Genomic DNA, 21,431 nt, shown 5'->3' on the forward strand with positions numbered 1-21,431 from the left:
CAGAATCGCGCGCCTGCGTCCATACCCTCAAATAGAGAACCGCTGCATCAGAAGCGATAGTTAATGGAAACATCGGCCACACCGGTGGCCCTGCTGTGCGTAATCGGACTATTGCCCGCGCTGCCGACCAGTTCTTCAAATGCGCCGTCGGCAGTGGCAAACCAGTGCTTGTCGAACAGCCACACTGCGCTAATGCCGAAACCCACCGACTTGAAACCGGCACTCGCGTGATACTGCGAGTATTGCGAGTGTGCCGCCTGATTCTGATTCACACCATACCAACTGTTCATGTACTTGGAGTCCGCGAGTGTCACGTTCGGCCCGGCAAACCAGAAGAATTGTTTGGTGCTGCCCGGCATCGGCAAATAGGCGCCGAGATCGCCGATCCAGCCGTTCGAGCCGCCGAAATAGCGTCGGACGTCGGCGCGCAGCACGAGCGGGAAATCTTTCGACACAACATATTCCCCCGCGAGTTTGACGCCCGGCGCCTGATTGATGTTGCCCAGACCGTTCAACTCCTCCGGATCGTCATGGCCGCGACGCCCGAGATCGTAGACGACCCCGAGACTCGCGCGCCAGTTCTGCCCTTGCGCGAAATTGACCCCAAGGCCTTCGCCGCTCGAAAAGTAGAACAGATCCTTGTAGCGCACGTCGATGCTCGGACCGGCCATTACGTGATACCGGTCGGAACCCTCATAACGCGGCTGGAACGACGTTGCCGCGCCGATACGCACCTGCCATTCGGGAATATCCGGCTGCCACATCTTCTGCAGCGGAATGCCCACCGAATACTGCCATTCGCCCAGTGGCGAAGGAGTTTGGGCCAAGGCCGAAGCCGGCAAAACGCCGATACCGCCGACGGTCACGGCGACCAGCGATGTTGCCGCGATGCTTGTTTCTTTTTTGCGAATCTTGCCGATCCGCTTTCTACGGCTGTTCGACACCGGAAGCCTCCGTTCCTCGCGTATCGCGACGGGGTTTAGGTTCTCACCCGAGGTCCGCAATGGATTGCAAACTTCCAGGTGACCGCTGCAATGCTACGCGCGGCACGTAATTCTTTCAGCGAACGACACGCACTGCCGGCGAAACGCGCTGTCCGAACCTGGTGCCGCCCAGCGTAAATTGGGCATGTGCACGAACAGAGACGTGCGAAAGAATTGCCGACGTACGCTCCTTTGCAAAATGCGGGCCTAGTCGCCGGAGAGCCGGCTTGGATCGGCTTCGGTTGGATCGGGTTGGCTCGATGAGGTCGAACAGGAGAATCGCAAGGCAGCCCGGCGGTCGCTGCCAGGCGTGCCGTGGCGATGTTGAGAGGCAGAATACAGTCGCAAAAAAAATCCGGCGCCGCGCGATGCGGCGCAGGAACAGGGCGATTAGCGCCGGTGCGGCGTTCACCTCTTTGCAGCGCTGCCTTGTTATTTTGCTCTATTGCGCTGCTGGACTGCGCCGATTTGTAGCGCCGGCTTACTGTGCCGCTTCGACCAGCACGGGCTTGTCGCGATAGAGATTCGGAAACAGACGCTTCAGATTGGCGACCTTCGGCATGTCGTTGATGGCGATATACGCGGAGTTCGGATGCAACGTCAGGTAGTTCTGGTGGTAGGACTCGGCAGGATAGAAGCCCTTGAACGGCTCCGTTTTCGTGACGATCGGCGCCGGGAAGGCATGCGCCTTCTCGAGTTGAGCGATATAGCTTTGCGCGACGTGCCGCTGCGTGTCATTCAACGGGAACACTGCCGAGCGGTATTGCGTGCCGCTGTCCGGCCCCTGGCGGTTCAACTCGGTCGGGTCCTGAATCACAGAAAAGTAGACCTGTAACAACTGCCCATAGGTGACCTTGGTGGGGTCGAACGTGACCTGCACGGATTCCGCGTGGCCGGTTTCGCCGCCACTGACGGTCTCATACTGTGCAGTGTCGCGCTGGCCGCCCGAATAACCCGACACCGCCTTCGTGACGCCCCGCACGTGCTGGAACACGCCCTGCACGCCCCAGAAGCAGCCGCCCGCGAACACGGCGGTTTCTTCGTGCGCGGTTGTGGCGGAGATCGGTTCGTCGACAGCGGGCGGCGCAATGACAACCCCAGCTTCCGACGAGAATGCCATGCGCTGCGCCAGCAGCAGCGCCAGCGCGCCGAGCCCGACCGAAAGCGCGATGGCCGCCCCGCGCGAGCGGGCCGGTTTGCCGATAATGCGTTTCTCGATGTTCATGATGTCCGTCCTGATTCGATCAACTCGTGCCGCGCGCGGCAGGCGTGAAAGTCAACGCGAGGCCGTTCATGCAATAGCGCAGGCCGGTCGGTTTGGGGCCGTCGTCGAATACGTGACCCAGATGGCTGCCGCAGCGCCGGCACAGTACTTCGTCGCGCGTCATGCCGAACGACTTGTCGGTATGCGTGATGACTGCGTGATCCATCGGCTGCCAGAAACTGGGCCAGCCGGTGCCGCTATCGAACTTCGTCTTCGACGAAAACAGCGGCAGCGCGCAACCGGCGCACCCGAATGTGCCGGCGCGGTGCTCGTCGTTCAGTGGGCTGCTGAATGGGCGCTCCGTGCCCGCTTCGCGCAACACGCGGAATTGCGCGTCCGTGAGCAGCTTGTGCCATTCGGCGTCGCTGTGCGCGACCTCGTAGGCCGCTGCTGTGCCTAGCTCCGCTGCGCCTGCCGTGCGCCAAGCCGCGGTGCCGCCGGCGAGCGACGCCGCGCCGATTAACCTGAAGAATGTCCGTCTGTTGCAAGCCATGATGATCGCCCCGGAAAGTCCGTACCGTTCACCCGTTCAGGCGCTAAGCGCGCCGCCCGCGAGTGGTCCCGACACTTAGTCGTCCAGCAAGGGGATTTATGACAGCATGCGCGTCTTTTTGCGTGACGGCAGCGGCTACAGCGGAAATTTGGTGGTCGACAGGATTTCCTTGAGCACCATGAACGAGCGGATTTGCCGGACGCCCGGCAAATAGAGCAACTGTTCCGCGTGCAGACGATTGAAGCTGTCGCTATCACGCGTGCGGATCGTCATGAAATAGTCGAACTCGCCGGTCACGACGTGGCATTCCATGCACCCTGCCACCTTCTGGGCCGCCTTCTCGAACTCGGCAAACGACTCCGGCGTAGACCGATCCAGCACCACGCCGATGATGACCAGCATGCCCGCCCCGGCCGCCTTCGGGTCGATCAACGCGACGACGCCGCGAATCAGCCCCGACTCCTTCAGCCGCTCGACGCGCCGCAGACACGCTGGCGCACTCAGTTTGACTTTGGCCGCGAGCGCGACGTTCGAGATCGACGCGTCGGTTTGCAGTTGACGCAGGATCGCCCGGTCGATGCGATCGAGCGCGTGAAGCGGATCGGCTTCCGCGGATGAGGGTGCGGCGGCAGTTGCGGTTGCAGTCGTTGATGCACCACGAACTTTTGTTGCGTTCATTGTTTCCCGTTCGGCCTTTTATTAGGTCAATTTCTACTTCATGGTCTTAAAAGTATGTTGAACGGAATTTATTTGCAAGCTCATTTCTAGCGCTTTTCCCTACCATTTGTTGTAACGCGACTGCTTGCTGCTCGCGTCAAACCTACAATTTCGGAGCTGCCATGAACCTGCAACGATTCCCTCGCTACCCGCTGACTTTTGGGCCCACGCCGATCCAGCCGCTGAAGCGTTTGAGCGACCACCTGGGCGGCAAGGTGCATCTCTATGCGAAGCGCGAGGACTGCAACAGCGGCTTTGCCTTCGGCGGCAACAAGACGCGCAAGCTGGAGTATCTGATTCCGGAGGCATTGGCGCAGGGTTGTGACACGCTGGTGTCGATTGGCGGCATCCAGTCGAACCAGACCCGCCAGGTAGCGGCGGTCGCGGCGCATCTGGGGATGAAGTGTGTGTTGGTGCAGGAGAACTGGGTCAACTATTCGGACGCCGTGTACGACCGCGTCGGCAACATCCAGATGTCACGCATTCTGGGCGCAGACGTCCGCCTGGTTGCCGACGGTTTCGACATTGGTTTTCGCAAGAGTTGGGAGGATGCACTGGAGAGCGTGCGTGCCGCGGGTGGCAAGCCGTACGCGATCCCGGCCGGCTGCTCTGACCATCCGCTGGGCGGCCTCGGGTTCGTCGGCTTTGCCGAAGAGGTCCGCCAACAGGAAGCCGAGTTGGGCTTCAAATTCGACTACATCGTGGTGTGTTCCGTGACGGGCAGCACCCAGGCCGGCATGGTAGTGGGTTTCGCCGCCGACGGCCGCGCCGAGCGCGTGATTGGCATTGATGCATCCGCGAAACCGGCACAGACGCGCGAGCAGATCACCCGAATCGCGAAGCAGACCGCAGAAAAAGTCGGCCTGGACCGCGACATCACGAGCGAGGACGTGGTACTGGACGAGCGCTACGCCGGCCCCGAATACGGCTTGCCGAACGAAGGCACGCTGGAGGCGATCCGTTTGTGCGCGCGACTCGAGGGCGTGCTGACCGACCCGGTGTACGAGGGCAAATCGATGCACGGCATGATCGACATGGTGCGAAACGGCGAATTCCCGGAAGGCTCACGGGTGTTGTATGCGCACTTGGGCGGCGTGCCGGCGCTGAACGGCTACAGCTTCATTTTCCGGAACGGCTAAACGGCGGTGGGTCTGGGAGCGGCGAGTGGCGGACGGTGATTAGTTTGCCGCGACAAGGTCCGCCGCTGCTCCGCGAAGTGTCGCTGATCAGCGGCGAAGCCGAAGCCTGAAACGCAGCGGGCGGTTTTTGAAGTACTCTTCGGCGCGCGCGGCGCCGCCGGAAGAATGACTCGCTTGTCACTAGCGCATGCAGGTGCACGAACACAGATTCCAGATGCGCCACTGCCCTTTGGAAGCTATGGGACCCACTTAGCAGGAGTGGTTTGAGCTGCTTTCTCTTGCCTACTTCTCTTTGCAGCCGGCAAAGAGAAGTAGGTGCCGCCCCGCACAGGGGCAACGCTAATAGACCACTAACAAAACAAGGAAAGGCCAACACCCTAAGAACACAGACAAACAAGAACCGCGCAGGCAAAAACATCAAGCCACTAACCTCTTCCTCAACTCCCCCCGCAAAAACTCAACAAAAACCCGAATAGTGACAGAGCTCTGCCGATGCTGCGGATAAACAGCATAAACAGTCGCCGCCGAAGGCAAAAACTCCTCAAGAACAGTCACCAGCAACCCACTCCCAACCGCATCAGCAACAATAAAATCAGGAAGCCGAACAATCCCCAACCCAGCCACAGCTGCATCGCGAATCAACTCCCCATTATTAGCCCGAAGCGGCCCATTCACCTCAACTCCCTTCGAGACCCCATCAACAACAAAATCCCAACTCACAACCCCACCATGCCCATACAACAGACATGAGTGCCGAGCAAGGTCAGCAGGCACAACCGGCGCCCCCCGCCGCCGCACATACCCCGGACTACAACACACCACCATCCTCACATCGACGAGCTTCTGCGCAATCAACGTGGAATCCGGTAACGTACCAATCCGAATCGCCATATCGAACCCCTCGCCCACCACGTCGACGGTGCGATCGCTCAACTCCATATCGAAGCGCACGTCGCTATGCTCGCGCAGAAAGCTCGCCACCAATGGCGACAGATGCATCATCCCGAACGACATCGGCGCACTAACCCGCAAGAGCCCGCGCGGCCCAGCGCGCTGCAACGACATCGCCTGCTCAGCGTCTTCCACCTCACCGAGAATGCGCCGCGCACGCTCATAGAACTCCTGACCGAGCTCGGTCACGGCCAGCTTGCGCGTGTTGCGAATCAGCAATTGCACGCCAAGCGCCTCTTCCAGCGCCATGACTCGCCGGCTGACGAACTGCTTGGACAGCGCCAGCCGCTTTGCCGCAGCGGTGAAGTTATGGGCGTCGACCGTGGCGACAAAGATCCGCATATCATCGAGTTGCATCGTATTGTCCACCTAATGGAGACAGTGTTTCCAGTTTACGACCGATTATAACCATCTTGATTGACCTACACTGTCTTTCATGGATCGCGGCCAAACATCTGGCCGGATCGCACAACAGAATCAAGGAGAAATACGATGCTCGAAATCAGACACGCCAATCAACGCGGCCGCGCGGAGCACGGCTGGCTTAGCTCGCGTCATACGTTTTCCTTCGCGAACTATCACGATCCGAAGCAGAACGGCTTTTCCGACCTGCTCGTGATCAACGACGACCGTGTCGCACCGGCGCAAGGCTTCGGCAAGCACCCGCACCGCGACATGGAGATCTTTTCGTACGTGCTGGAAGGCGCGCTGGAACATAAGGACACGATGGGCACCGGCTCGGTGATCGTGCCGGGCGACATCCAGTTGATGAGCGCGGGAACCGGCGTCGCGCATAGCGAATACAACCATTCGAAGACCGACCCGGTGCACTTCATGCAAATCTGGATTGCGCCGGCGCAGAAAGGCACCACGCCCCGCTATCAGCAACGGCGCTTTGGCGCGGACGAAAAGCGCGGTGTGTTGCGCCTCGTGATGTCGCCGGACGGTGCGAACGACTCGCTGGTGCTGCAACAGGACGCGCGGATCTATGCCGGTCTCTTCGACGGTGACGAAACTGCGCGCCTCGAACTGGCCAGTAATCGCTATGCTTATATTCACGTGGCGCGCGGCAGCGTCACGGTGAATGGCGTCGAGCTCGGCGAAGGCGACGGCGCGCGGATCCGCGGCGAAGAAGCCCTGACCCTCACGCAAGGTCACGACGCGGAGGTGTTGGTGTTCGATCTGCGTAACATTGAAGTATCGGAGTTGTGGGCTTAAGCGGCTCAATCCTGTCGATAGATCTGGCCGGCTTAAGCGTGGCTCGCCGCGAAGTTTGCGGCGAACCGCACCGTCCCTTACCTACAGAGAAAAATCATGCGCTATACGCTATTTGAAAACCAGAAAGATACAGTCATTCTCGTCGCCCGCATCCTGTTGATGGTGCTGTTCGTGATGTTCGGCTGGTCGAAGCTGACCGGCTTTTCCGGCACCGTCGCTTATATGACGTCGACCGGCGCGCCTGCGCCTGAGTTGTCCGCAGTTATCGCCGTCGTGATGGAATTAGTGGTGGGCATCGCGCTGGTGGTGGGCTTCTATACGCGGCCGCTTGCGTTGCTGCTTGCGATCTATACGCTGGGCGCGGCAATCATCGGCCATCACTATTGGAATATGACGGGCGCGATGCAGTACGACAACATGATCCACTTCTACAAGAACATCAGCATCATGGGTGCACTGCTGTTGTTATGCGTGACCGGGGCCGGTAAGTATTCAATCGACCGACATTAAGGCTGCGCTGCCGGCCTTCGATAGGCTCGGTAAAAAAGCCGCCCGGCATTGCCCGGGCGGCTTCCTCTTTGCAAGAAGCAATCCACGTTAGCCTGCAAACTGCGCCAACACCCGCTCACGAATGGCCGGCCGGATATTCGACTGCGCCATGTTGCCTTGATAATGCGCGACCACGCGCGGGTTCATCACGCGAAACCACAGTGGCGGCACGTACGCGAGCATGATCATCGTCGCGTAACCGGAGGGCAATTGCGGCGCGCCGTCGAAATGACGCAGTGCCTGATAAGAGCGCGTCGGATTCGCATGATGATCGGCGTGACGCTGCAGCTGATACAGAAACAGATTCGTCACGATACGATTGCTGTTCCATGAGTGCTGCGGCTGGCAGCGCTCGTAACGGCCACTTGCGAGTTGCTTGCGGCCGAGCCCGTAGTGCTCCAGATAGTTGACCACTTCGAGCAGCGAGGCTCCGTACGCTGCCTGAATCAGCAGAAACGGAATCACCGTTTTACCGAACAGCGCGATCATCGCGCCCCACAGCACGACGGTCATCGCCCACGAGTGCAGGACTTCATTGCGCCATGTCCAGGGCGATTTGCCGAGGCGTTCGAGCCGATGCTTCTCGAGGCGCCACGCCGACGCGATGCTGCCGAATACCGTGCGCGGCAGAAACCGCCAGAATGATTCGCCATAGCGCGCGCTCGCCGGATCGGGCGGCGTAGCGACACGCACGTGGTGTCCACGATTGTGTTCGACGAAGAAATGGCCGTAGGCGACCGGCGCCAGCGTGATCTTGGCGAGCCATCGTTCGAAACCATCCGTCTTGTGACCTAGCTCGTGCGCGGTATTGATCGATACGCCAGTCGCTGCGCCAAGCGAGAGAGCAAAACCCAGATAGTCGTACCACGTCAGAGCGTGCGTGCCGACGATCCATAGCGCGCCGAAGAACGACACGTATTCGATGAAGGTGGCCAGATAGACCACGCGGCGGTAATAACGCTCCCGTTCGAGCGTGGGGACGACCTCCTCGGGCGGATTGCTCGGATCGTCACCGATCAGATAGTCGAGCACCGGGATAATGCCGAACACGAAAATCGGCCCGAACCACCAGAAAATATGCCAGCCAGTCTGCAACGCCAGATTGGCCGCATGCAGCGGCAAGGTGATGGTGAGTGCGCCCAGCAGCCACAGATAGCGCTTGCTGTCGACCCACCGAGCGGGGGCCGCTTGCGATGTTGCCATTGTCTCCCTCCTTGTTTTATGTCGCCTGGTATCGGCAAGCTGTGCGCTTGCGAGCCAGTACGCATGTCGGCGGGACCGTGCCCGACTCCCAGATTTATATGGCCTGACGGGTGGGACAGCCAAGGAATTGGCCTAGATGGGAGGCTCCAAACGAAGGGGCCGTTGATGGGGCATTCGGGGTGGGCGTCGAGCGGGTGAATGAAACGGGTGTTTGCTGATTTGCTGCAGTGCACTTTAGCAGGCTGTTGAAAAGCGCCCCGTCATGAGGACCGAAGCTATGTTCAGGAGGCTTGCGCGTGCGATTTCCCTCTGAATTACCGGTTCGCCGCGCAATCTGCGCGGGGCATGCGCACGCATGCAGCCCTTGTGGCGCGCAGTCTTCGCGCCGTAGCGGCTCATCGCGTCGCTCCTTGCGGCACCACACCTGGCATTCGGGCCATGCGGGTCAGATTGCTCGCAACCATCGTCAGCTTGAAGTGCTGGTCGACGCGCTTGATACCGCGATAGACGGTCTGCCGGATCCGTCCGATGGTCTTGCCCCAGCCGAAATGCTCTTCGATTCGTTTGCGGATGATCTGGCTAATCCGGTAGCCCGCATGCCGCGAAGTGCGACCGTCGATTGCGCTGCCGCCCCAACGCTCATCGTTGCGCGCGACATGCGGTGTCACGTTGCGAGCGCGGCAATCGTTCACGAAGTCGCGGGTGTCATACGCCTTGTCGGCGCCAACTGTCTTCGCATGAGCGCCTGGCACGCAATCGAGCAATTGCAACGCGCTGGCCCGCTCGGCGAAACCATCCGCGTGACTAACCACGGCGCCGACCACCAGCCCCGAGCGATTCTCCATCAGGATGTGCCCGTGGTAGCACAGGATGGCCGGGCTCTTGTGGCTCTTCTTGAACAATCGCGCCTCCGGATCAGTAGTCGACTCGTGCGTGGCATTGCTACGTCGCTCGCCTTTCCAGTCAGTGTCGGCGTTGCGGCCACCGCCGGCTGGCGGACCATCGTCCGGGCCGTCCTTGCGGCGGAAGCTCTTGTGACTGGCCCACGCCTGAATCAGCGTGCCGTCCACCGAGAAATGGTCTCTCGACAGCAAGCCCCGTTTGTCCGCCAGGCTCATGACTTCGGTGAAGAACGCTTCCACGACTTCATGCTCCAGCAACCGGTCGCGGTTCTTCGAGAACACCGAGTGGTCCCACACGGCGTCCTCAATCGCCAGCCCGACGAACCAGCGGAACAGCAGGTTGTAGCGCATCTGCTCCATGAGCATGCGCTCGCTGCGCACCGAGTAGAACACCTGCAACAGCAGCGCCCGCATCAGCTTCTCAGGCGCAATCGAGGCACGGCCGGTGTCCGCGTAGATGACGCTGAACAGCCCGTTGAGCCGTTTCAACGCATCATTCACCAGCAACCGGATCGGTCGCAACGGGTGATCTGCCGGGACGAAGTCCTCCAGCTTGACCGTCGTGAACAGGGGCTCCTGCATCTCATCCATTCCGCGCATCGCATCCGCTGCCAAAGATCATGAACACGATATCCATAACGCCTGTCCCTCAAACCCCGTTTACACGGGATCCAAATTCAACAGCCTGTTAGGGCGTCAGCTTCGTGGTGAGTCGAAATCACCAAATGGCGAAGCCCGCATTGACGTGCGGTCCGGCCTCAACCTCAAGCAAAAACGGCGGCCCGCAGGCCGCCGTCCACTACTCACGCAACACCCATCAAACTGTCGCTTCGGTTTCCGCTTCGCTCACCACTTCATCCACATCGCTGCTGCGGATCAAATGATCGAACGCGGAGAGCGATGCCTTCGCACCCTCGCCCACAGCAATCACGATCTGCTTGAACGGCACCGTGGTCACGTCGCCGGCGGCAAATACGCCCGGCACCGAAGTCGCGCCGCGTGCATCAACAACGATCTCGCCGTGCTTCGACAACTCGACCGTGCCCTTCAGCCATTCGGTATTCGGCACAAGACCGATCTGCACGAAAACGCCTTCGAGTTCGATGTTCTTCGTTTCGCCTGAACGCAGGTCCTTGTAGACCAGACCGTTGACCTTCTTGCCGTCGCCGGTGATTTCCGTGGTCTGTGCCTGCGTGACGATCGTCACGTTGGCAAGGCTGCGCAGCTTGCGTTGCAGCACTTCGTCGGCACGCAATTGCGCGCCGAATTCGAACAACGTCACTTCACGGACGATACCCGCGAGATCGATCGCCGCTTCGACGCCCGAATTACCGCCGCCGATCACCGCAACGCGCTTGCCCTTGAACAGCGGACCATCGCAATGCGGGCAGTACGCCACGCCGTGGTTACGGTACTCGCGCTCGCCCGGCACGTTGATTTCGCGCCAACGGGCACCCGTCGCCAGAATGATCGTCTTCGCCTTCAGCACCGCCCCGTTCGCCAGACGCACTTCGTTGATGCGGCCCGGGATCAGCGCTTCAGCGCGCTGCACGTCCATGATGTCGACTTCGTAGCTCTTTACGTGCTGTTCGAGCGCCGTGGCGAACTTCGGTCCTTCGGTTTCCGTTACGGAGACGAAGTTCTCGATCGCCAGCGTATCGAGCACCTGGCCGCCGAAGCGTTCCGCCACGACACCCGTCGCAATACCCTTGCGCGCCGAGTAAATCGCCGCAGCTGCACCCGCCGGGCCACCGCCGACGATCAGCGTATCGAACACCGGCTTCTTTTCCAGTTCCTTCGCCGCACGCGCACCGGCATTGGTGTCGAGCTTCGCGAGGATTTCCTTCACACCGCTGCGGCCCTGGCCGAACACTTCGCCGTTCATGAACATGGTCGGTACCGCCATGATCTGGCGCGCTTCGACTTCGTTCTGGAACAACGCGCCGTCGATCGCGACGTGGCGGATGCGCGGGTTGATCAGCGCCATCACGTTCAGTGCCTGAACAACTTCCGGGCAGTTCTGGCATGACAGCGAAAAATACGTTTCGAATTGATAGTCGCCGTCGAGACTGCGGATCTGTTCGATCACCGCGTCGTCGAGTTTGACCGGATGGCCGCCGACCTGCAAAAGCGCAAGGACGAGCGACGTGAATTCATGCCCCATCGGAATGCCGGCGAAACGAATACCGGTTTCCTTGCCCGGCTCGCCGATCGAAAACGACGGCTTGCGTTCGCTGTCGCCGCGACGTTCGACCACCGTGACGCGTTCCGACAACGTCGCGATATCGTTCAGCAATGCCAGCAGCTCTTGCGATTTCGCGCTGTCGTCGAGCGAGGCGACGATCTCGATAGGCCTGCTAACCTTTTCGAGGTAGGATTTCAACTGAGTCTTAAGATTGGCGTCCAGCATGGCTATTCGATTCCGTGACGAGGGGTGTTGGGTCCCGGGCGCCGCACGCATCCGGGTAGGAGGCGCACAGTCCGGGGACGTGCGAACCGCTGTATCAAGCGGTCCGCACGGCAATGCGCCGTGAGGCGCTTACTGCGAAAGGCTTTTAGACCTTAGATCTTGCCGATCAGGTCGAGCGACGGGGTCAGCGTTTCTGCGCCCGGCGTCCACTTGGCGGGGCAAACCTCACCCGGGTGAGCCGCGATGTATTGCGCAGCTTGCACCTTGCGCAGCAGTTCGCCGGCGTCACGGCCAATGCCGTTGTCGTGAATTTCGGCCAGCTTGATCTCGCCTTCCGGGTTGATCACGAACGTGCCACGCAGTGCCAGGCCTTCTTCTTCGATCAGCACGTCGAAGTTGCGCGAGATTGCCAGGGTCGGGTCAGCGATCATCGGGTACTTGATCTTCTGGATCGTGTCCGACGTGTCGTGCCATGCCTTGTGCGTGAAGTGCGTATCGGTCGAAACGCTGTAGATTTCGACGCCGAGCTTCTTGAATTCGGCGTAACGGTCTGCCAGGTCGCCCAGTTCGGTCGGGCAAACAAACGTGAAGTCAGCCGGGTAGAAAACGAAAACCGACCACTTGCCCTTCAGGCTCTCTTCAGTGACGGTCTGGAAGTCGCCATTGTGATAAGCCTGCGCCTTGAACGGTTTGACTTGACTGTTGATGATCGGCATTTACTGAGTCCTCTTTCGGAGTGGTTGGAAAGTGGAGTCAGTATGTCAGACGTCACTTAATAGGTAAAGCGGTGTGTTTAAATTATTTCGATAGTTTATTACTATTTGACTGGCTACCTGCGACTATTGCGTCGCACCAATTCTGGGATCAGTCTCTCATGAGCCGCCAGAGGGTCGTGCGGCCGATGCCCAACGCCCGGCTTGCTGCAGCGCGATTGCCGCCAGCCTGTTCGAGAGCGCGTATGACATCCTCGCGGGTGGGTGAACGACGGCCCGAGGCGTCGCCGGTGGCGTGGGCGGGAGCCATGGCGCCATGCACGTCCGCGGCTGTCTGCCGCATCCGCCCGAACTCCGGAAACACTGCCTGCTGGTCCTGCCAGCCCTCACCGGCCGAGTCGCTCAGATAAATCGCGGCGCGCGCCAGCAGATTTTCCAGTTCCCGCACATTGCCGGGCCACGCATAGTGCTCGAACAAAGGCGCGAGGAACGCCAGCACCCGCTCGAGCGCGGCTCCCGACAGCCCATATTGGAGCGCACTGCGGTTCAACAAATGCCGCGCCAGTTGCGCGACATCGCCGCGTCTTTCGCGCAGCGGCGGCAATTCTATCTGAAGCAGATTCAGCCGAAAATACAGGTCCGCGCGAAACGCACCCTGCTCGACCAGCGCGTGCAGATCGCGATGGGTGGCGGCAATCACCCGCACGTCGACGGGGGTTGCGCGCCCGGAGCCGAGCTTCATGACCTCGCGCTCCTGCAACACCCGCAGCAACCTGCTTTGCAGCGCCGCCGGCATCTCGCCGATTTCGTCGAGGAAGATCGTCCCGGTGTGGGCGATTTCGAAGAGCCCCGGCTTGCCGCCCCGGCGCGCGCCGGTGAACGCACCTTCCTCGTGGCCGAACAGCTCGCTTTCGATCAGCCCTTCAGGGAGCGCCGCGCAATTGAAGGCGACAAACGGATTGCCGCGCCGCCGGCTGGCATTGTGGATGCCCTGCGCGACCAGTTCCTTGCCGGTGCCGCTTTCGCCGCTCAGCAGCACGGTGGCATCGTGAGCCGCGCCAGCCCGCGCCAACCGCCGCACCCGCTCGAGCGCCGCCGAACTGCCGATCAGATCGTCCAGATGGTGCCGCGCGACCAGATGCTTGGGCCGCTGGCTGGTGCGTAGCGAGCGGTCGATCCGCTGCGCGACCAAGGCGTCCTGCACCGTGACCACTGAGCCCGAACGCAAGCCCTGCTCGAGGATCGGCACACAGTTGACGATCAACGCGCGGCCGCCGATCTGTTCGATACGCTCCTCGACCGGCATGTCATGCTCGAGCGTCTCGCGCAGTAACGGGCCGACAGCGCGCGTCAATTGCGCCGGGACGTCCTGGTCGCGGTCGAGGCCGAGCAGATCGAGCATCGCCGGATTGACTGCTTCGAGCTGACCGGCGTCGTCGAAGGCGGCCACGCCGTCGCGCAGATGGGCGACGATCGTGTTCAGGCGCACCCGCTTCGATTCCTTCTGACGACTCACGCGCGCCAGTTCGACGGAGCGCTCGAACGCTTCTTCGACCGCGCCCAGCGAGTACAGGAAGACGCTCTCCAAGCCGGCTTGCTGGGCAAAATCGCACGCCATACCGGGGCCGATGATGACGCTGCAGCCCTCTGCTGCAAGGCCCGCGACCGCGAGCCGCACTTCATCGATCGAACGGTAGGCGCGCTGTTTCAGGCCGACATTCAGCCACGCGCTCAGGTCGGCGAGTTCGTGCGAGATGGTTTCGTGCAGGACAAGACCAATCTTTGCGCCGGGCCAGGTCGTCGTGGCGCGGGTGATCGCACTCAACACGTCGAAGCCGTTTACCTTGACCATCACCACCGGCACGCTCAAGTTGTCGCGCAGGTAAGCGCCGTTCGATCCGGCTGCCAGCACGACATCAACCGAGCCAGCATCCACATAGGCCTGCAAGGCCGTGACGGCGGCGCCATAGCCTTCCCGGACCGAAAAAAATCTAGCCCGCTCGGTATAACGCGGCGCGACCGTCTCGCAAAGCGATTGCAACCGGCTGATACTGACCAGGGCGACGCCTGGGCGGCCGGGATTGGAATTGGCAAGGGACGACGTGAAAGTGGACACTGCGACGCTCCGCTCGTAGCTGGAACGTTCCATGAAACGTTTCATGGAACATATCGGCTATTCTGCCATGAACTGCGGCACGGCCCCTTTCCGCCTAAGCTTTTGATTGTCCGGCACAAATCGTGAAACGCGGCAAATGGCATGCTTCCTGCAAATTCAGCTCAGCGTTCTATCACTCACTTCCCATCTGGAGACACGCCGTCATGAGCACTTCTGCTAATCGCCGCGCCGCGTTCCGCGCCAAAGTCAACCAACGCCAGGGCCTGCTCGTGCCGGGCGCCTTCAACGCGATGAGTGCGCGCGTGATTGAAGACGCGGGTTTCGAAGCGATCTACATCACGGGCGCGGGCGTCACTAACATGTCGCTCGGCCTGCCCGACCTCGGCTTCATCGGTCTGGCCGAAGTCGCTGAACATTGCGCGCGGATTCGCGACGCGGTTGCGCTGCCGCTGATCGTCGATGCCGACACCGGCTTCGGCAACGCGCTGAACGTGCGCCAGACCGTGCGCGTGCTCGAGCGCAGCGGCGCCGACGTGATCCAGTTCGAAGACCAGATCATGCCGAAGAAATGCGGCCACTTCTCCGGCAAGGAAGTCGTCAGCACGAGCGAGATGGTCGGCAAGATCCGCGCCGCTGTCGACGCTCGCGAAGACGGCAACCTGCAGATCATGGCGCGCACCGATTCGGCCGCTGTCCACGGCATCGAAGACGCGATCGAGCGCGGCCATCGTTTCATCGAGGCCGGCGCGGACATTCTGTTTATCGAAGCGACTGAATCGCTCGCCGACATTGAGCGGTTGCCGGGGCTTTTCGACACGCCGCAATTGATCAACATCGTGATCGGCGGCAAGACGCCGGTGCAATCGCGTGAAGCGCTCGCCAAGCTCGGATACGGCATCGTCCTGTACGCAAACGCGGCGCTGCAAGGCGCGGTGCTCGGCATGCAACGCGCGCTCGGCACGTTGAAGAGCAATGGGCGTCTCGATGAAGACGCATCTCTCGTCGCGCCGTTCAGTGAACGCCAGCGCCTTGTGAACAAACCGCTGTACGACAAGCTCGATCGCGAATACGCGGCGAAGGACTGAGCGGCAAGAAAGCCGTGTTTCCGGCGAGGTCTTCGCAGCGTTGGCGTGGACCGCCGCTGTCTGCAGCGGATTGTTGCGTTACGATGCTGGGCTGGCTGACGCCAAACAGGCCGCAACCTCGTTGCCCATCCATCGAGGGATGCCGGAAACACGCTTTCGAAAGGTTGTCGCAAGAACATGAAGTCAACACAATCGCGCGGGACATGCCGGCACGCTAAAGACGCCAAAGGCGTCATCGAATCCACACGCAACGGCAAGGTGTCGAGGACGGCGCCATGACCGGCGGCGCACGCAATTCACATGTCGGCTGGCTGCCGTATATCGTCGCGGCCACCTTCTTCATGGAGTATCTCGACACCACGGTGATCGCCACTGCCTTGCCGCAGATGGCGCACTCGTTCGGCGTTGGGCCGAACAGCCTGAGCCTTGGCATGACGGCCTACATGCTGGCGCTGGCGATTTTCATCCCGGTGAGCGGCTGGGTCGCCGACCGCTGCGGCTCGCGCACGGTATTCTTCAGCGCGATCGGCGTATTCACGGTGGCTTCGGTGTTGTGCGGCTTGTCGCAGAACGTGACCGAATTTACCGCCGCGCGGCTGCTGCAAGGCATGGGTGGCGCCATGATGGTGCCGGTGGGCCGTTTGATCGTGGTCCGCAGCACGGAAAAGAGCCGGATGATGCAGGCGATCTCGACCATCACCTGGCCGGCCATTGCCGCACCGGTGGTCGGACCGCCAGTGGGTGGCTTCATCACCACCTATGCGTCATGGCGCTGGATCTTTCTGCTGAACGTGCCGTTCGGTCTCGCAGCGATGGCCGTCGCGCTCGCGCTGGTCCCGAACCTGCGCGGCACCGAACGCAAGCCGCTCGACGTCGTCGGCCTTCTGCTGAGCGCCACGACGCTCACGGCGATTCTGTATGGCGCTGAACTGGCGAGCCAGCCCGGCGAAAATGCCTGGGTGGCTGGCGCGTTCATCGTCGGCGGATTGCTGATGGGCGTGGTGGCGTTCCAGCATGCGAAGCGTCACCCGCATCCGCTGATCGACGTCTCCACGCTGAAAATCCCGACCTTCTCCGTGACCGTGGTAACCGGCTCGTTCACCCGGATCGGCATTGGCGCGGTGCCGTATCTGATGCCGCTGCTGTTCCAGGTCGGTTTCGGGTTGTCGGCGTTCAAGTCGGGCCTGTTGTTGCTCGCGAGCGCGCTCGGCAATCTCGGCATGAAGGCGCTGACCACGCGCATCCTGCAACGCTACGGTTTCCGCATGGTGTCGATTATCGACGTGGCGGTGGCCGGCGTTTTCATCATTGCCTGCGGGCTGTTGACGCCGAACGTGCCGCTCGTGCTGGTGCTGTTCGTCGTGTTCATCTACGGCGTGGCGCGGTCGATGCAATTCTCGACGCTTGCCACCCTCGCCTACGCCGACGTCGCACAGCCGCAGATGAGCGCGGCAAGCACGCTATGGAGCGCCGCCGCCCAGATGACGATCGGACTGGGCATTGCCTTCGGCGCCGTCTCGCTGCGCGCAGCAGCGTTCTTCAACGGCGAGACGACCGGCCGTGTATTCACCCTGGACGATTTCCGCCTCGCGTTTCTGTTTGCCGGCGTGCTGACACTGGTGTCCGTGACCGGCTACCTGGGTCTCGCGCGCGACGCCGGACAGAGCATTGGCGGCGGTTCGCGCGGCACCGAAGATCCGGCGAAGGGTTGAGCCCGCAGCGGGCTGGAAGGATGGAAAGGTTTGAAGCGGAGTTGAAGCAGCGGCGCAGCGCCCAAGCGGCGCCGCATCCTTTGATTGCTTGATCAGAACAAGCAGGAACGCGCAGTGCAAGCAAACGATTTGACGATTTCGAGCAACAAGGCCGACCTCGACATAGAGATGGTCTACGCGTTTCTGTCGCAGGAAACGGCGTGGGCGAAGGGCATGCCGCGCGAGACGTTCGACCGGGCGATAGCGGGGTCGCTATGTTTCGGCGCGTATATCGAAGGCAGGCAGATCGCGTTTGCCCGCCTGATCACGGACCAGGCGACATTCGCGTACCTGTGCGATGTATTCGTGCTACCGGCGTATCGCGGCAAGGGATACGCATCGGCGTTGATGAAGCACATATTCGGCAGCCCGTCGCTGACCGGTTTGCGCGGAATCGTGCTGGTGACGACAGACGCCCACCACGTCTACGAACCGCACGGCTTCAAGGCACTGGCGACGCCGGAGCGTTATATGGAAGTCCACAACCCGGACGTTTACAAAACGGCTTAAGCAAAGACCCCTTCCCTAACCCACTTGGTCATAATCCATTTCTCGCCTTCCAGAACAGGCGCTCCCCCATGCAAGCTCAAGGGATCGAGCTGCCGCTCCCCGTTCATATAGCGGAAATAGACAGCGCCACCGCGCCTGGGGGCGACAGAGACGCCGGCATCGGGGAAAAAAGTCTCCCCTCCAGCCGCCACGTCGTTGAGATACACAACCAGTGTGGCAACCCGCTGACCACCCCGCTCCATATGCACGGCGCTCCCCGTCTGTGACGGCGGAAAATAATCGAAGTGCGCCCGATACTCAGCACCAACGCCATACCTCAGCACCTGCAAGCCTTCGCCATTCTCGACCGGCCAGTTCATCAGACTGGCAAAGCGCATTTCGAGCCGCTCGAGGAAAGGGTCCGCGCCTCGGTGATACCAGGCGCCTTCGCTGGTGCGATTGGGAATCACGTCATTCGAGCCGTTCTCCGGATTGACGGTGGTGGACCGCTTGAGCAACGGACGCGACCGTTCGATCATCTCATCGCACTCCTCGTCTGACATCACGTCGGCAAACGCGACGATCTGCGGGCGCTCGCAGCGCATCAGCACCTTGACGTCGCGGTCATAGGCGCGAGTCACATTGCCGGCCGCGACCGGCGCCGGATCGTAGCGGTATTCGCCCGCAGCCGCCTCGATACCGGACGGCGCGGCAGCAACGGCCGCGCGAGCCGCCTCGGCGGCATCGAACGATGCGTTCACCGTGGCTTGCGCGAGTTCCGACTCGAAGCCGACGCCTACCATGGCATCCACCAACGCCGCCGGGCTAAAGCCGCGCTCGACATGACTGTTCAACCAGGTTTTCACGGCATCATTTACGACAGGCATACGTCTCATCCCACATCCAGAGTTCGCTCGCTCAGCACGCGCGGACCGGGCGTGCTGCCGATCGGGCGATGCTGACTAAAGCGAAGGATGATAGGTGGCCGTCCCGCCGCATTTCACGCGACGATTCGGAAACGGGCCCTAGCTGAAACGCATCGAGCGTCGGATTCAACGCATCGCGAGCTACGAAATGTCCTACTCACCGACGCCCGGGCGGACGAGGTGGTCCTGATCGCCGGTAGCCGTTGCGGCACTGTCATTTGCGCGCCACGTTCGACGGGTACTTTCCTGCGACAACCTAACCCGTCCCGACCCGATGCCACAGCCTTCCGTGCGCGACAGCGACTGCCACAGCCACAGCCGCACCACACAAGGCGGCCGCTTTGCTTAAAGCCGCCTCCACCAGTGCACTGCTCAACGCCTTTCTCATGGCGCTGCAGATTGCCATCGGCCTGACAGCGCATTCGGGCGGGCTGGTCGCGGACGGCATCCACACCTTGAGCGACCTGACCGCCGACGGCGTCGTGCTCATCGTGCTGGTTCTCAGCACGAAACACCTGAACGCAAGGTCGCGTGAAGGGGATGGCAACACCGTGCAAGCCCTGGCATCCCTCTTCATCGCCGCCCTGCTGATTGTCACGGCAGCCGAAATGCTCTGGCACAGCATCGGCCAAACCGCCACGTTGAGCGGCAACACGAAGATGCAAGTCGGCGCGCTCGCCGTCAGCGGTTTCGTCACGATCGCCAAGGAAGCGTTGTTCCGCTACATGCGCGCCGAAGGCCAGCGCACCGGCTCGGCGATTCTGCTGGCAGGTGCATGGCATGCGCGAATGGATGCGGTGTCGGCGCTGGTCGCGACCCTGGGGGTGGCCGGCAGCATCGCGGGCATACCGATGCTCGACCACGTGGCAGGCTCGGCAATCGGCCTGATGATCATGCGCATGGGCTGCGTCGGCGCGCGCAGCGCATTGAAGCAACTATCAGCCGGTGCTCCGGGAAAAACCGCCGCACCGCACGCGGCCGAATAGCGCGCGCCTCAGCCGTAGGCGCGCTCGCGCATCCACTTCGTCATGATCCATTTATCGCCGCCCAGCACCGGCGCGCCGCCGTGCAAGGTCAATGGATCGAGTTGATGCTGGCCGTTCATATAGCGGAAATACACCGCGCCACCCTTGACCGCCGCGACTGACATGCCCGCTTCCGGGAAGATCGTCTCGCCGCCGTCGGGCACGTCGTTCAGATAGATCACCAGAGTCGACACGCGCTGGCCGCCCTGGGCGGTATGCACCGCGCTGCCGGGCTGATCGGGCGGGAAATAATCGAAGTGCGGGCGATATTCGCCGGTCGTGCCGTAATGCAGAATCTGCAGCCCCTCGCCGTTTTCAACCGGCCAGTTCATCAGACTCGAGATGCGGCGGTCCATCTTTTCGATGAACGCGTCTTCCCCGCGCTGGTACCAGATGCCTTCGCTGGTACGGTTGCGGATCACGTCTTCCTTACCGGTGGCGGGATTGACCGTGGTGGAGCGTTTCAATCGATGACGTGAGCGCTCGATCATCTCGTCGCATTCGTCAGGCGAAAGCACATCCCCGAACACGATCACCTGGGGCCGCTCGCAGCGCATCAACACGCGGACGTCACGATCGTGCGCACGGATCGTATTGCCGCGCGCAACGGGCGACTCGTCGTATTGGTAGGTCTGTGACGCGGTTTTGACCAGGGTGGCCTCGGTCGCTACGGCCGCCGAGGCCGCTTCCGCGTCCGCCGGGTTCATGCCGAACGCTTTTCGCACTTCCGCGCGCGCGGCTTCCGTAGCGAAACCGGCTTGCACCATCGCATCGATCATCGAGTCGATGCTGCAACCGCGCGCTACGTTGCTGCTTAGCCACGCTTCCCATGACGCATCCACTACCGGCATAGAACTCCCCGCTTGTCGATTTCACGAAATACTGCATCAACTGGCCGGTTCATAGCAAGACTGGGGGAATGCGCCGGGCTGACCCCGGGCTGCCCCTGGCTGACCCGTTACGCGCGGCGCTGCCGGCGCCGATAGAGGTCGAGGCCTTTTCTCGCCTGCGCCCTGATCGCGCCCTGCACGAAAGGTGTCCAGCCGAGCAGCAGGCCCTTGATCCCCAAAGCCTCACGGGCCCAACGCCAAAGGTCGAAGGTATCGCGGTGTTCGACGATGCGGCCCTCGCGGAACCCGAAGCGGGCGTCGATGCTGTTCACCACCGTGCGGCCCGTCTGACTGAATGTGTAACGGGCTACCCAGTGGGCGCGGCCGTTGAGCTCGTCCGCTTCGACGCCGTCGAACGTCAGCGAGAAATCCTGCGCGCGCGACACCAGCATGCGCCACATGTCGCGGGCCTCTTCGCCGCGCAGCTCGCCAAAGGCCGGATCGCTGAAGACCACATCGTCGGCATAGCAGGCGGCCATCGTTTCCGCGTCGCGTTGCTGGAACGCGGTGTAAAAACGCTCGATCAGTTCGGTGTTGGGATGGCTCATTTTCTTGTGCTTATGCGTTACCCGGTCAGCCGGTCGTGGAAACGGCTCGGAAAGGAGCG

The 21,431-nt window shown here is 61.5% G+C and carries 20 protein-coding genes; 7 read left to right on the forward strand and 13 right to left on the reverse strand.

The genetic code is table 11. From position 1 onward, the window contains the following. Window positions 1-47 precede the first annotated feature (47 nt). The 4 genes from M0D64_RS16840 to M0D64_RS16855 all read right to left on the reverse strand — a co-directional run bounded on the left by M0D64_RS16840 (window position 48) and on the right by M0D64_RS16855 (window position 3,418). On the reverse strand, window positions 48-944 hold the full coding sequence (locus M0D64_RS16840) for a MipA/OmpV family protein (protein ID WP_266258559.1): 897 nt from the start codon (window positions 942-944) through the stop codon (window positions 48-50). A 520-nt stretch (window positions 945-1,464) separates the two neighbouring features. After that, a complete protein-coding gene (msrA, locus tag M0D64_RS16845; protein ID WP_266258560.1) occupies window positions 1,465-2,208 on the reverse strand; it encodes a peptide-methionine (S)-S-oxide reductase MsrA in 744 nt (247 codons plus the stop codon). A 19-nt stretch (window positions 2,209-2,227) separates the two neighbouring features. Continuing rightward, window positions 2,228-2,740, reverse strand: a complete 513-nt coding sequence (msrB, locus tag M0D64_RS16850) for a peptide-methionine (R)-S-oxide reductase MsrB (protein WP_154567028.1) — start codon at window positions 2,738-2,740, stop codon at window positions 2,228-2,230. A 135-nt stretch (window positions 2,741-2,875) separates the two neighbouring features. Then, window positions 2,876-3,418, reverse strand: a complete 543-nt coding sequence (locus M0D64_RS16855; protein ID WP_266258561.1) for an Lrp/AsnC family transcriptional regulator — start codon at window positions 3,416-3,418, stop codon at window positions 2,876-2,878. A 161-nt stretch (window positions 3,419-3,579) separates the two neighbouring features. Here M0D64_RS16855 and M0D64_RS16860 point away from each other — a divergent pair, with 161 nt between their 5' ends. Further along, complete coding sequence (locus M0D64_RS16860; protein ID WP_266258562.1) at window positions 3,580-4,596, forward strand: 1-aminocyclopropane-1-carboxylate deaminase; 1,017 nt, start codon at window positions 3,580-3,582, stop codon at window positions 4,594-4,596. Between the two features lie 417 nt (window positions 4,597-5,013). Here M0D64_RS16860 and M0D64_RS16865 read toward each other — a convergent pair whose 3' ends face one another. Continuing rightward, window positions 5,014-5,904, reverse strand: a complete 891-nt coding sequence (locus M0D64_RS16865) for a LysR family transcriptional regulator (protein ID WP_266258563.1) — start codon at window positions 5,902-5,904, stop codon at window positions 5,014-5,016. 135 nt (window positions 5,905-6,039) lie between these two features. On the opposite strand from M0D64_RS16865, the gene M0D64_RS16870 reads away from it, so the two are divergent. Then, window positions 6,040-6,765 carry a pirin family protein gene (locus M0D64_RS16870; RefSeq protein ID WP_266258564.1) on the forward strand — a complete coding sequence of 242 codons (726 nt, stop codon included), beginning with the start codon at window positions 6,040-6,042 and terminating at the stop codon, window positions 6,763-6,765. Window positions 6,766-6,861: 96 nt separating this feature from the next. Next, window positions 6,862-7,275 carry a DoxX family protein gene (locus M0D64_RS16875; RefSeq protein ID WP_266258565.1) on the forward strand — a complete coding sequence of 138 codons (414 nt, stop codon included), beginning with the start codon at window positions 6,862-6,864 and terminating at the stop codon, window positions 7,273-7,275. Window positions 7,276-7,362: 87 nt separating this feature from the next. Here M0D64_RS16875 and M0D64_RS16880 read toward each other — a convergent pair whose 3' ends face one another. From M0D64_RS16880 to prpR, 5 genes are all read right to left on the reverse strand, one after another. Then, window positions 7,363-8,517 (reverse strand): alkane 1-monooxygenase, encoded by a 1,155-nt coding sequence (locus M0D64_RS16880; protein WP_175051513.1) that lies wholly within the window; start codon window positions 8,515-8,517, stop codon window positions 7,363-7,365. A 395-nt stretch (window positions 8,518-8,912) separates the two neighbouring features. Continuing rightward, complete coding sequence (locus tag M0D64_RS16885) at window positions 8,913-10,010, reverse strand: IS5 family transposase (protein ID WP_200567724.1); 1,098 nt, start codon at window positions 10,008-10,010, stop codon at window positions 8,913-8,915. Between the two features lie 226 nt (window positions 10,011-10,236). Further along, on the reverse strand, window positions 10,237-11,829 hold the full coding sequence (gene ahpF / locus M0D64_RS16890; protein WP_266258566.1) for an alkyl hydroperoxide reductase subunit F: 1,593 nt from the start codon (window positions 11,827-11,829) through the stop codon (window positions 10,237-10,239). Between the two features lie 152 nt (window positions 11,830-11,981). Continuing rightward, window positions 11,982-12,545: an alkyl hydroperoxide reductase subunit C gene (gene ahpC / locus M0D64_RS16895; protein ID WP_054035375.1), complete on the reverse strand. Its 564-nt coding sequence runs from the start codon at window positions 12,543-12,545 to the stop codon at window positions 11,982-11,984. 148 nt (window positions 12,546-12,693) lie between these two features. After that, a complete protein-coding gene (prpR, locus tag M0D64_RS16900; RefSeq protein ID WP_266258567.1) occupies window positions 12,694-14,691 on the reverse strand; it encodes a propionate catabolism operon regulatory protein PrpR in 1,998 nt (665 codons plus the stop codon). A 170-nt stretch (window positions 14,692-14,861) separates the two neighbouring features. Between prpR and M0D64_RS16905 the strand changes: the two genes are divergently transcribed. From M0D64_RS16905 to M0D64_RS16915, 3 genes are all read left to right on the forward strand, one after another. After that, on the forward strand, window positions 14,862-15,743 hold the full coding sequence (locus M0D64_RS16905) for an oxaloacetate decarboxylase (RefSeq protein ID WP_154561861.1): 882 nt from the start codon (window positions 14,862-14,864) through the stop codon (window positions 15,741-15,743). A gap of 275 nt (window positions 15,744-16,018) precedes the next feature. Next, window positions 16,019-17,455, forward strand: coding sequence for an MFS transporter (locus M0D64_RS16910; protein ID WP_266258568.1), 1,437 nt, complete (start codon window positions 16,019-16,021; stop codon window positions 17,453-17,455). A gap of 114 nt (window positions 17,456-17,569) precedes the next feature. Next, window positions 17,570-18,004 (forward strand): GNAT family N-acetyltransferase, encoded by a 435-nt coding sequence (locus M0D64_RS16915; protein ID WP_266258569.1) that lies wholly within the window; start codon window positions 17,570-17,572, stop codon window positions 18,002-18,004. On the opposite strand, the gene M0D64_RS16920 is transcribed toward M0D64_RS16915, so the two are convergent. Beyond that, window positions 18,001-18,870, reverse strand: a complete 870-nt coding sequence (locus M0D64_RS16920; protein ID WP_266258570.1) for a 2OG-Fe(II) oxygenase — start codon at window positions 18,868-18,870, stop codon at window positions 18,001-18,003. The two genes, M0D64_RS16915 and M0D64_RS16920, sit on opposite strands and share 4 nt — an antisense overlap. Before the next feature lie 380 nt (window positions 18,871-19,250). Here M0D64_RS16920 and M0D64_RS16925 point away from each other — a divergent pair, with 380 nt between their 5' ends. Next, complete coding sequence (locus M0D64_RS16925; RefSeq protein ID WP_266258571.1) at window positions 19,251-19,895, forward strand: cation diffusion facilitator family transporter; 645 nt, start codon at window positions 19,251-19,253, stop codon at window positions 19,893-19,895. Window positions 19,896-19,903: 8 nt separating this feature from the next. Here M0D64_RS16925 and M0D64_RS16930 read toward each other — a convergent pair whose 3' ends face one another. Together M0D64_RS16930 and M0D64_RS16935 are read right to left on the reverse strand one after the other, a co-directional pair. Further along, window positions 19,904-20,785 (reverse strand): 2OG-Fe(II) oxygenase, encoded by an 882-nt coding sequence (locus tag M0D64_RS16930; RefSeq protein ID WP_266258572.1) that lies wholly within the window; start codon window positions 20,783-20,785, stop codon window positions 19,904-19,906. 107 nt (window positions 20,786-20,892) lie between these two features. Further along, entirely contained in the window at window positions 20,893-21,372 is a 480-nt protein-coding gene (locus M0D64_RS16935; protein WP_266258573.1) for a nuclear transport factor 2 family protein, read from the reverse strand. Window positions 21,373-21,431: the final 59 nt, after the last annotated feature.

Source organism: Paraburkholderia sp. WS6, from assembly GCF_030464835.1.
GTDB classification, from domain to species: Bacteria; Pseudomonadota; Gammaproteobacteria; order Burkholderiales; family Burkholderiaceae; genus Paraburkholderia; species Paraburkholderia madseniana.